The sequence below is a fragment of the Mammaliicoccus sp. H-M34 genome (genome assembly GCF_022386495.1).
GTDB lineage: Bacteria > Bacillota > Bacilli > Staphylococcales > Staphylococcaceae > Mammaliicoccus > Mammaliicoccus fleurettii.
The window spans coordinates 18,185-30,389 of record NZ_JAJNIK010000014.1; the positions used below are offsets into that span (position 1 = coordinate 18,185).

At 33.1% G+C, this 12,205-nt stretch carries 8 protein-coding genes; 7 read left to right on the forward strand and 1 reads right to left on the reverse strand.

Annotation, left to right across the window (positions count from 1 at the left end):
- Positions 1-350: 350 nt before the first annotated feature.
- Complete coding sequence (locus LQ608_RS12140) at positions 351-1,052, reverse strand: GntR family transcriptional regulator (RefSeq protein ID WP_239752157.1); 702 nt, start codon at positions 1,050-1,052, stop codon at positions 351-353.
- 152 nt (positions 1,053-1,204) lie between these two features.
- Here LQ608_RS12140 and LQ608_RS12145 point away from each other — a divergent pair, with 152 nt between their 5' ends.
- The 7 genes from LQ608_RS12145 (at position 1,205) to LQ608_RS12175 (ending at position 12,064) form a co-directional block, all read left to right on the forward strand.
- Positions 1,205-3,094, forward strand: coding sequence for a beta-glucoside-specific PTS transporter subunit IIABC (locus tag LQ608_RS12145; RefSeq protein WP_239752158.1), 1,890 nt, complete (start codon positions 1,205-1,207; stop codon positions 3,092-3,094).
- A 13-nt stretch (positions 3,095-3,107) separates the two neighbouring features.
- The gene (locus tag LQ608_RS12150; protein ID WP_239752159.1) at positions 3,108-4,550 is read left to right on the forward strand and encodes a 6-phospho-beta-glucosidase; all 1,443 of its coding nucleotides are present in this window, start codon (positions 3,108-3,110) and stop codon (positions 4,548-4,550) included.
- 151 nt (positions 4,551-4,701) lie between these two features.
- Positions 4,702-5,097 (forward strand): acyl-CoA thioesterase, encoded by a 396-nt coding sequence (locus LQ608_RS12155; RefSeq protein WP_115337098.1) that lies wholly within the window; start codon positions 4,702-4,704, stop codon positions 5,095-5,097.
- A gap of 15 nt (positions 5,098-5,112) precedes the next feature.
- Positions 5,113-5,916, forward strand: coding sequence for a glutamate racemase (locus LQ608_RS12160; RefSeq protein ID WP_239752160.1), 804 nt, complete (start codon positions 5,113-5,115; stop codon positions 5,914-5,916).
- A 478-nt stretch (positions 5,917-6,394) separates the two neighbouring features.
- Entirely contained in the window at positions 6,395-8,185 is a 1,791-nt protein-coding gene (locus tag LQ608_RS12165) for an ABC transporter ATP-binding protein (protein ID WP_239752162.1), read from the forward strand.
- Positions 8,169-9,932 carry an ABC transporter ATP-binding protein gene (locus tag LQ608_RS12170; protein WP_078358415.1) on the forward strand — a complete coding sequence of 588 codons (1,764 nt, stop codon included), beginning with the start codon at positions 8,169-8,171 and terminating at the stop codon, positions 9,930-9,932. The genes LQ608_RS12165 and LQ608_RS12170 overlap by 17 nt, the downstream gene beginning before the upstream one ends.
- A gap of 131 nt (positions 9,933-10,063) precedes the next feature.
- A complete protein-coding gene (locus tag LQ608_RS12175; RefSeq protein ID WP_239752164.1) occupies positions 10,064-12,064 on the forward strand; it encodes a CocE/NonD family hydrolase in 2,001 nt (666 codons plus the stop codon).
- Positions 12,065-12,205 lie beyond the last annotated feature (141 nt).

Genomic DNA, 12,205 nt, shown 5'->3' on the forward strand with positions numbered 1-12,205 from the left:
GTAGAGATGTCGTGCGATTCGGCTCAAATCGGGTTAAAACGCACGAAGACTTTCGAGATATCGTGCGATTCGGTCTAAATCAGGCAAAAACGCACGAAGACTCAGAAGATATCGTGCGATTCAGGCTAAATCCGGGCAAAACGCACGAAGACTGTAGAGATATCGTGCGATTCGGCTCAAATCGGGATAAAACGCACGAAGGCTCAGAAGATATCGTGCGATTCGGCTCAAATCGGGCAAAAACGCACGAAGACTCAGAAGATATCGTGCGATTCGGCTCAAATCGGGCAAAAACGCACGAAGACTTAGAAGATATCGTGCGATTCACCCATATAACCATACACATAAGATTATTTTACAGAAGGTATATAGAATCGTGAGTTTTTGTAATGGAAAATAATTTTAGAATAGTCGAAAGGTATGCCGGTACTTGTATAAAATATTTGTTCATATTCTAATGATGGATCGCCTTCGTTTAATTGTAAATGCCCAGCATCACTGGCAGATAGTTTATCTATTTTAAAATAAATATCTGTGAAACCGACTTTTACTTTTAAATTGTTTTCTACGTAATCGAATATAGAGCCGTTTGCTATTTCTTCGTTCATATATAGTACAACATTTTTACTGAAATACGAAGTTTCTATACAGAATACTTTGCCATCAACGTATCTAATTCGCTCTACATAATATACAGTTTCATTATCTTGTAATTTTAATTGAGTTTTAATGTGTTCTTCAGGTTTAATTTCAGCTATTTTTAAGACTTTGCTTGTTACTTCGTGACCTTTCAAATCATCTGAAAATCCATCTGCAGTAAATAAGTTTAAGTAGCCATCTCTTTTTGGATTTCTTACATAAATACCGCTTCCTCTTGCTTGGTAAATTAATCCTTCTTTTTCGAGACTTTTTAAAGCATTAATAATTGTACTCTTACTTACATTAAATTCAGATCTTAATATTTCTACGCTTGGTAATTTGTCTCCAGCTTCATATTGTCCATTCTCTATTAGCTCTTCAATACGTTCAGCAATTAATTCGTACTTCAGCATATTAAACCCCACTTTTCGTTGATAATACTTACATTATAGCATTTGTTAAATTAATAGTGCTATTTAGTTTTGTATCTATCTTTACAAATTGTATCGGTATAATTATAATGTAAGAGTATACAAATAGAAAACGGGATAATTGAGGTGGAATTATGGCGAACAAAAACGAAAGAATAGCTAAAGAGATTCTTGAGGTAATTGGCGGGGAAGAAAATATTGTTAAAAGCACACATTGTGCAACACGGTTAAGACTTGTACTAAAAAGGTCAGATCCAACTGCGAATGAAAAAGTAAAAAAAATAGAAGGTGTCGTTACAGTTGTTGAAAATAATGGACAATTTCAAGTAGTTATTGGGAATAATGTTGGAGATGTTCATAAGGCTTTTGATGAAATGATAGGTGGTTCTAATAAGAATCAGCAGCAAAATGAAACAGAAGATAAAGGAAGTATATTAAATAGAGTTATTGCTACAATGTCAGCTGTATTTGCACCGTTTATTTATATATTAGCTGCTGCAGGTATTTTACAAGGTTTATTGATATTAATTAATTTAATTGCACCATCATTTTCTAAAACAGGAACATATGAAGTATTCAATTTCATATCTTGGGCACCATTTACATTCTTACCAATTTTTATTGCGATTACAGCAGCCAAACATTTTAATGTGAATATGTACATAGCTATTGCATGTTCTGCAGCATTAGTGAGTCCAGATTTTACTGCGATACTCGACAGAATTGCTGATGGAGAAACAGTTAGATTATTCGGTATGCCGTTAACTGAAACTGCATATACATCTTCTGTTTTACCACCATTATTGCTTGTTTGGATTTTATCTTACTTAGAAAAATTCCTAAATAAAACAATTCATGAAGTTGTAAGACCGCTGTTTGTACCATTCTTATCTATTATTATTATGGTGCCAGTGACATTGTTAGTAATTGGTCCAATTTCAACATTGGCAGCACATGGTATTGCGAATGGATACAATTCACTTGTTGAAGTTGCACCTTGGTTAGCAGGAGCAATTATTGGTGGAGTATGGCAAGTGTTTGTAATATTTGGTGTACATTGGGGAATTACACCAGTTGTTCTTGCAAACTTTGAACAACACGGAAGTGATTCATTCCAAGCTTATCAAACAATCGCTGTTATAGCGCAAGTTGGTGCGGTTGTAGGTGTATTTATTAAAGCGAAAAGTCAAGAAGTTAAGAGGGTATCATCATCTGCTGGTATCACAGGTATTTTTGGAATAACAGAACCCGCAATATATGGTGTGAACTTAAGATTTAAAAAGCCATTTATCATTGCCTGTATTAGTGGTGCAATTGGTGCATTTGTTGCCAGTTTCTTCAATCCAAAATATTATGCTTATGCAGGGTTACCAGGTCCATTAACAATAGTAAATGGTTATAATGCAGATAATGTATCGTCAATTTGGGGGATTTTAATTGGTACTGCGATTGCGATTATTTTACCTATTATACTCATTCAAATTTTTGGTTATGGTGAAGATACAACTGAACAAGTTGAAACTGCTGATGCAAATCAATCGAACGCAGTCGTTCCAAATGAAAAATTAGAAATTGAAGTTAATTCACCAGTATCAGGAAATATTGTTCAACTTGAAAAAGTACCAGATCCAGTATTTTCAGAAGGTTTAATGGGTAAAGGTATAGCAATAGAGCCAAAGGATAATACAATTTATAGTCCAGTAGAAGGAAAAGTAAGCATGATTGCACCTTCTAAGCATGCTATCGGAATTAATACTTTAGATGGGGCAGAAATTTTGATTCATATCGGTCTTGAAACTGTTGAGCTTAACGGTGAAGGATTTGAAGTATTGGTATCAGAAGGCGATGAAATATCTCAGGGTATGCCTTTAATTAAATTTGATAAAGATTCATTAGAAGAAAAAGGATACAACACAATTACGCCAGTTATCATCACAAATAGTGCAGAATTTAGTGAGATTATACCGGTTAACAACGCGAAGTCTAATAAAGGCGAAGTAATTTTAAATATCATTAAAATATAAAGGAGTTTTTAAAATGGCTAAATTAAATAAAGATTTTCTATGGGGTGGCGCATTAGCTGCCAATCAATTTGAAGGTGGATATGATCAAGGTGGTAAAGGTCTAAGTGTTCATGATGTTATGACTGCGGGTGAACATGGTAAAGCGAGAGAAATTACAGAAACGATTGAGTCGGATAAATTTTATCCAAATCATGAGGGTATAGATTTTTATAATAGATTTAAAGAAGATATCGGTTTATTTAATGAAATGGGATTAAAATGTTTACGTACTTCAATCGCTTGGACACGTATTTTCCCTAATGGTGATGAAACAGAGCCTAATGAAGAAGGTTTGAAATTTTATGATGATGTGATTGATGAATTGTTAAAATATAATATTGAACCTGTACTAACATTGTCACACTTTGAAATGCCATTACATTTAGCTCGTGAATATGGTGGTTTTAGAAATCGTAAAGTTGTAGATTTCTTTGTGCATTTTGCAGAAACGGTATTTAATCGTTACAAAGATAAAGTTAAGTATTGGATGACTTTTAATGAAATTAATAACCAAATGGATACGAGTAATCCAATATTCTTATGGACAAACTCTGGAGTAACTTTGTCAGAAGATGAAGATGCAGAAGAGGTATTATATCAAGTTGCGCATAATGAATTAATTGCTAGTGCGCTTGCTGTTACAAAAGGTAAAGAAATCAATCCTAACTTTGTCATTGGGAATATGATTTCACATGTACCGATTTATCCTTATTCATGTAATCCAAAAGATATTTTAGAAGCAGAGATTGCAAGCCGTTTAAGATACTTCTTCCCTGATGTTCAAGTAAGAGGTTATTACCCAGGTTATGCATTGAAGATGTTTCAGAAAAAAGGTTACGACATTAAGTGGCAAGAAGGCGATGACGAAATCTTGAAAAACGGTACTGTAGATTATATTGGATTTAGTTATTATATGTCTACTGTCGTTAAACATGATGCACAGCAAAGTGTTGAAGGTAATGTTGTTAATGGAGGATTACCAAATTCAGTTGAAAATCCATATATTAAAGTCAGCCAGTGGGGATGGGCAATTGATCCAGTTGGACTCAGATATACATTAAACGCGCTATATAATCGTTACCAATTGCCATTATTTATAGTAGAAAATGGTTTCGGAACGACTGATGAGTTTAAAGAAGATGGAACAATTGATGATCAAGAACGCATTGATTATTTAAGAGAACATATTAATGCATCAATCGAAGCGGTAGACGAAGATGGAGTCGAGCTAATGGGTTACACACCATGGGGTATAATTGATATCGTATCATTCACTACTGGTGAAATGAAAAAACGATACGGTCTTATTCATGTAGATCGTGACAATGAAGGCAAAGGAACACTGAAACGTACTAAGAAACAATCATTCTATTGGTATAAAAATGTAATCAATACAAACGGTGAAGAACTGAAATAAGAACATTGAGGCTGGGACAAATTAATTTGTCCCAGCCTTTTGTCATTATATCAAAGGTTGATTTAGCGACGTATTTTAAGTAATAATGGTAAGTGCATAGAAATAAAATTATTGTAAAATAATGAAATGAATGTTTGAAGGAGTCTTTTTAATGCAAGAGAGAAAACTAGTCGCGGAAAAAGAAATTGAAATCAATATATACGACATAGATGCCATGGGTATTGTAAGTAATATAGTTTATGTGAAGTGGTTTGAAGATTTAAGAACTGCATTTATAAATCAGTATATGACTCACTCAGAAATGATGAAAAATAATATATCACCTATATTGATGAGAACAGAAGCGGACTATAAAGTACCACTAACTATACATGATAAGCCAATAGGAAGATGTTGGTTAGTCAAAGTAAGCAAGTTAAAATGGGAACTTGAATTTGATATTGTTACAGAAGATAACGTTCATTGTATCGGTTATCAAAAAGGTGGATTTTATGATGTAGTTGATAAAAAAATAGCACATACACCAAAAGTATTTTTAGAAATTTAAGTAAGGGGATAAAATATGTCTAAACTACAAAATGATTTAATTAAACCTATCGCTGTTTTTGATGCTGGCCTCGGAAGTTATTCAATTGTAGAATTATTAAGAAAAGAATTTCCTGCTCAAGATTTAATTTATTTAGCTGATCGAAATCAATTCCCATATGGAAGCAAATCTAAAAGTGAATTAAAAGAGGTTATAAAGACTACTATTCATTATTTAGAAAAGTGGAAACCAAGTGCAATTATTATTGCTTCAAATGCCCCGACAATTACAGTGTTAGATGAAATTAAACATGAATTTGAAACTAAAGTAATTGGTGTGTATCCACCAGTAAAAGAAGCAATTGAGAAATCTAGTTCTAAACAAATAGGTATACTAGGGGCACAATCATTAGTTGAAAGCGAAGAAATAGATGAATATATTCAAGGTGAATCATCTGAAAGTAACGTCTATAAATTTAATACGTCTCCATTAATTGAACTTGTCGAGTCGGGTAAGTTCATTTCAGATAAGTATCGTACTTTAATGACTGTTAAACAATTTATCGATAATATTTTAGAAAATCATGAAGAAATTGATGTATTTACGTTATCATCAACACATTTACCATGGTTATATAGTTACTTTAAAGAATTATATCCTCATATTATGTTTATAAATCCAGCTCATACTATTGTAGAAAAAGTTCAACAGAACACTTCAAAAGGAAATGGTCAGATAAAATCCTTAGTAACAACGAATGAAGCTTATACAATGGAAGACTTTGAAACAATGCTTGAAATGTTGAATATTCAACTGGAAATAGAAGAAATAGAAATATAATAAAGGAACCCCCAGTCTTGAGTGAAGACTGGGGGTTTTTTGATAGAAATGACAGATGACTTGATAAATAGAGCGGCTGAATATTGCAAGACGAGGCAAACATGATAAATAGAGCGGTTGAATATTGCAAGACGAGGCAAACATGATAAATAGAGCGGTTGAATATTGCAAGATGAGGCAAACATGATAAATAGAGCGGCTGAATATTGCAAGACAAGGCAAACATGATAAATAGAGCCCGTGAATTTATCAAGACAGGTCCAACATGATAAATAGAACGGCTGAATATTGCAAGACAAGGCAAACATGATAAATAGCCAACCTTCCAACACCCAAATATCCTCCATTCTTCTTACTCAATATACGCCATTAGTATGAATTTATTAGAAAAGTAACAAAATTCAATCTTTTTAAGTATTTACTTATCCTTTTGTGCTAAAATTTTAAAGTACAGATATAAAGGGGAGGGTGATTAACTTTGAAGGTATTTGCAAAATTAGGGTGGTTTATTAAAAAAGAACGAAAAAACTATATTATCGGTATATTAATATTATTAATAGTAGCTTTAATTGATTTATTGCCCCCACAAATTATTGGGCGTGTTATTGATGGTATCACTTTTAATTCTTTAACGGGAAAGACACTTTTGATTTATGTCATTATTCTGTTTTTTGCGGCAGTTCTTACATATGCATTTCGCTATTTTTGGCGCATTATGATATTTGGAGCGAGTATGCGTTTGGGCAAGATATTAAGGTCTCGACTTTACCATAAATACACTTCGATGAGTCCTTCATTTTTCCAAGAGCGTCGTACTGGAGATTTGATGGCTCATGCTACAAATGATATAAGGGCAGTTCAGAATACTGCTGGTGGCGGTGTTTTAACAATTGCAGATTCATTGATGTCTGGTGGTGCTGTATTGATTACGATGGCAATTACAGTTGATTGGCGTTTAACTTTAATTGTAATGATACCTTTACCAATTATGATTATATTAACGAGCTATTATGGTAAGTTATTGAACCGCGGATTTAAAAAAGCACAAGCTGCATTTAGTCAATTGAATGATAAGACACAAGAAAGTATTGCTGGTATAAAAGTTACAAAGACATTTGGATATGAAAAGAATGATCAAGCTGATTTTAAAAACTTAAGTGACGATGTTGTAAATAAAAATTTAAAAGTCTCTAAAATTGATGCATTATTCGATCCAACTATTATGGCAGTTATTGGTGTCAGTTACTTTTTAGCTATTTTCTTTAGTGCAAGAATGGTCATTAATGATGATATAACGATTGGGCAGCTTGTTACATTTACAACATATTTGGGAATGATGGTTTGGCCACTTTTAGCATTGGGTTTATTTTTTAATATTGTTCAAAGAGGTCACGCCTCATATGAGCGTATTAATGAAATAATTAATGTGAAAAATGAAGTTAATACTGAAGTTGAAACTCATAATATCCCTGAAGGTGACATTCAGTTTAATCTTAAAAACTTCAGCTTTCCAAATGATGAAAGTATAGCTTTGAGCAACGTTCAATTTACAATATCTAAAGGTTCTACTATTGGTATTGTCGGCAGAACGGGCTCAGGAAAAAGCGCGCTTATCAGATTATTATTACGTGAATTTGATACAGAACGAGCGAATGAAATTAAATATGGCGACCAACCATTACGACATTTTGATATTAGCAGCTTAAGAGCTCAATTTGGATATGTGCCACAAGATCATTTCTTATTCTCTACATCAATTCGTAATAACATTGCATTTAGTGATCCTTCATTAAAAAATGAAATCATCTATAATGCGAGCAAAACAAGCTATATTCATGAAGATATTTTAAGTTTTCCTGAAGGCTACGATACGGTTGTTGGAGAAAGAGGGGTCTCTTTATCAGGCGGTCAAAAACAAAGAATTTCTATTGCACGTGCATTAATTATGAATCCTCCGGTATTGATTTTAGACGATTCATTATCAGCAGTAGATGCGGAGACTGAAGAACATATTTTAGAAAATATGCAGAGTGTAAGACAAGGCAAGACCAATATTATTACAGCTCATCGAATGAGTGCTGTTAGTCATGCGGATATGATTGTTGTTATGGATGAAGGGACAATCATTGAAAGAGGGACACATCAAGAGTTGATGAGTATTAAAGGCTGGTATTATGAAACATACCAAGCCCAAGCTTTGCATGAAGAAATTGCGAGTAGTCTAGATGAGTTAGCGAAAGGGGATGACAGCAATGGCACAAAATCATAATTTAACTGCTAAAGATCAATTTGTAGTACTTAAAAGATTGATTAAATATACATTCCCCTTTAAAGGTATTATAGCGCTAGCTTTTTTAATGTTGACGATTTCAACAGTAGCAAGCATTGCTACACCTTATTTAGTGAAAATATTTATCGATGACTATTTAACACCTCAAGTATTTCCTGAAAATGATATAGCTTTATTAATAACAGTATTCTTTATTACACAAATAGTTGGTGCTGTTGCAACTTATTGGAATGTTTATCTTTTTCAATATTTAGCATTTAAAGTGATACAGCAATTGAGAATAGATGCATTTGATAAAATCGGTCAACTAGGTATGCGTTATTATGACAAGGAACCTGGAGGCAGCATCGTATCTAGATTAACTAACGATACTGAAGCCATTGTCGAAATGTTCATCGGTGTATTTGCATCATTTTTAATGGCAATCTTTATGGTCATTTCAAGTTATGTCATGATGTTTATTTTAGATTTTAAACTTGCATTAATGGCACTTGTATTTGTGCCGATTATTATCTTGATATTAGCACTTTACAGAAAATATTCAGCTATATATTTTTCACAAGCAAGACAACTTTTATCTGATTTAAATGCAAAGCTTGCAGAATCTATTGAGGGTATGCGAATTATTCAAGTGTTTAATCAAGAGAAGAGATTGCAAAGTGAATTTAATGATATTAATGATGAACACTATGATTTTAATATGAAGACAGTTAAAATTGATGGGCTTTTGTTAAGACCAGCAATTAGTATGATTTCAGTCTTTGCCGTCATTATGATACTAAGTTATTTCGGTATATTGAGTTTTTCAGGTGCGGTAACAGCCGGTGTTGTATTTGCTTTTGTACAATACATGGAAAGTTTCTTTGAACCAATTAATCAAGTCAGTCAAAATTTAAACGTATTCCAACAAGCACTTGTATCAGCGAGCCGAGTATTTAAACTTATCGACAATGATATGGTCGAACCGAAACAATTAGAAAATAAAAACTATCATATAAGTGAAGGGAAAGTTGAATTTAAAAATATTACATTTAGTTATGATGGTAAAAATGATGTATTAAAAAATATATCATTTACTGCAAATCCAGGAGAAACAGTTGCACTCGTTGGTCATACTGGATCAGGAAAAAGTTCAATCATAAATTTATTTATGAGATTCTATGAATATAATCAAGGCGAGATTTTAATTGATAATCAATCGATTAAAGAGATACCTAAAAATGACTTGAAACATAATATTGGGCTAGTACTACAAGATGCATTTATATTTTATGGAACAATCACTTCAAATATAAAACTGTATCACCCTACAATGACTTTTGAGAAAGTAAGAGAAGCGGCTGAGTTTGTAAATGCAGATCAATTCATTAATAAATTACCTGGGAAATATGACCATCAAGTAATTGAAAAGGGAAGCGCATTTTCAAGTGGAGAAAGACAATTGTTAGCATTTGCGAGAACAATTGCAAGTGACCCTAAAATATTAATTCTTGATGAAGCGACAGCTAATATAGATTCTGAAACAGAAGCTCAAATTCAATTATCACTAGAAAAAATGCGTAAAGGTAGAACGACATTGGCAATTGCACATAGGCTCTCTACAATACAAGATGCCGATCAAATACTCGTTCTTAATAAAGGTGAAATAGTAGAACGTGGTACACACGATGAATTAATTAAAGAAAATGGAATCTATCATAAAATGTATTTATTACAGAACGGATAAAGTGTAATGGGCAGATTTTAGAAAAATGTCCTTTATAAATTTAAGCCTGCACAGATGAAAGTGTCTGTTCAGGCTATTTTAATGTAAATCTGTATAATGAATAGTAATAGATTGTTAGAGGGGGATTTTACATGGGTGTTTTTGATGTAGATTATAATAAAATAACAGAACGAACACAATTTCCATATGAAATCGAAGTGATTCATCATACTTGGATAACAATGTCTGATGGGACTAGGTTATCAGCTAAAATATGGAAACCTAAGACGGATGACAAGACTAAGGGAGCTGTTTTGGAATATTTACCGTATAGAAAAGATGAATTCACAGCTTTAAGAGATGAAATTAGACATAAATATTTTGCTGGCTTTGGTTATACAGCAATTCGAGTAGATATAAGAGGTACGGGTGACTCTGAAGGTATTATTGAAGATGAATATCTATTGCAAGAACAAGATGATGCCATAGATATTATAAATTGGATTACATCACAACAATGGTCAAATGGTTCTGTAGCAATGATTGGTAAATCGTGGGGTGGATTTAATGGTTTGCAAGTAGCTGCTAGACAACCAGAAGCATTAAAGACGATTATTTCATTATGCTCGACTGATGATCGTTATGCTGATGATGTGCACTATAAAGGCGGTACTTTGATGGCATCAGATATGCTCTGGTGGGCTTCAACAATGTTTGCTTATAATGCGAGACCTGCCTTTCCTAAATATTTTGGGGATAAATGGTATGAAAATTGGTTAGAACGTCTTGAACAGACACCCCCGTTTGTTGAAGAATGGGTAAGTCATCAAACAAGAGATGATTATTGGAAACATGGTTCAATTAACGAAGATTATTCTGATATTAAGATTCCAGTATTAACGATGAGTGGTTGGGCAGATGGTTATACAAATGCTGTGTTTCGCTTAATGGAAAATTTAAATGTACCGAAAAAAGGTATAATTGGACCGTGGGCACACGAATTTCCAGATGTTGCTATTCCTGGTCCTCAATTTGGTTATTTACAAGAAGTCGTTTCATGGTTAGATAAATGGATGCAACAAGATTCAACTATAGATCATCAAGATGAATTTTTAGTATATTTGCAAGACAGCGTAGAACCTAAAACATCATATGATTATAGAGAAGGTAAATGGTTTGATTTGTTGAAAGAAGAAACGACTAAGAAAGATCTATTAAGTAGTATGACTAGAGTAATTTCATTAAAAAATAATCAGCAACATGGATTATATTCAGGCGTATTTTGTCCTTTTGGGCAAGAAGGTGATTTACCGGATGATCAAACTATTGATAATGCTTTAGCTAGTTCATTTATGTTGGATACATTTGGTGAAACTTTGAATATAATAGGACAACCAGTAGCAAAGTTACATCTGAAATCTGATAGTAAATTTGGTAACATCCATGTTCGTATTACAGACGTACATCCAGACGGTCACAAGACGCTCGTTACAATGGGTCAACTTAATTTAAACCATTATAAGAGTCATGAAACACCTGAAGACTTACCGTTGAATGAGTTTATAAATGTTGAAGTACCGTTAGATGTTGTTGGTTATCAAATACCAGCAGGACATACAATAGAAATATCTATCGCACCTGCATATTGGCCACAAATTTGGCCAAGTAGAGAAGTAGCAAACATCGTTGTAGACTTAGAATATTCGCATTTGGAATTGCCATTAGTGGACAATTTTAAAGAAGTTCAATTAAACTATCAATTATCAGAAACAGCACAACCATTAGAAAAAATTATCCATAGAGAAGGTTCAAGAACGAGAGATATAACGAAGCGATTAACAACAAATGAATGGGTATTAAGAGATTATTCAGATGAAGGTTTAAGAACATTGAAAGAAAGTAATATCACATATGGCACCGAGAATCTGAATTTATATACAATTACAGAAGGCGATCCCCTTACAGCAAAAGTACAATGCGATTGGAAAGTAATCGTTAAAGATGATGATATTGATATCGAAGTAGAAACATATAGTACAATGACATGTGATGTAGACTATTATTATTTATACAACAAGCTAGTAGCATATAATGAGGGTGTACAATGCTTCACAAAGACTTGGAATAAGAAAATAAAAAGAAATTATAGTTAGAAGATTTATGAAGTATCAGGAATATATGCTAGGTAAAAAGGGTTCAATCCGGATGAATCGCACGAAGACTTCAAAGATATCGTGCGATTCGGTTGAAATTTGGTTAAAACGCACGAAGACTTCAAAGATATCGTGCGATTC

Excerpts from the sequence above, each read along its gene's own strand:
- LQ608_RS12140 (WP_239752157.1), bottom strand. The coding sequence starts at position 1,052 with ATGCTGAAGTACGAATTAATTGCTGAACGTATTGAAGAGCTAATAGAG.
- LQ608_RS12145 (WP_239752158.1), top strand. The coding sequence starts at position 1,205 with ATGGCGAACAAAAACGAAAGAATAGCTAAAGAGATTCTTGAGGTAATT.
- LQ608_RS12175 (WP_239752164.1), top strand. The coding sequence starts at position 10,064 with ATGGGTGTTTTTGATGTAGATTATAATAAAATAACAGAACGAACACAA.
- LQ608_RS12150 (WP_239752159.1), top strand. The coding sequence starts at position 3,108 with ATGGCTAAATTAAATAAAGATTTTCTATGGGGTGGCGCATTAGCTGCC.
- LQ608_RS12170 (WP_078358415.1), top strand. The coding sequence starts at position 8,169 with ATGGCACAAAATCATAATTTAACTGCTAAAGATCAATTTGTAGTACTT.
- LQ608_RS12155 (WP_115337098.1), top strand. The coding sequence starts at position 4,702 with ATGCAAGAGAGAAAACTAGTCGCGGAAAAAGAAATTGAAATCAATATA.
- LQ608_RS12160 (WP_239752160.1), top strand. The coding sequence starts at position 5,113 with ATGTCTAAACTACAAAATGATTTAATTAAACCTATCGCTGTTTTTGAT.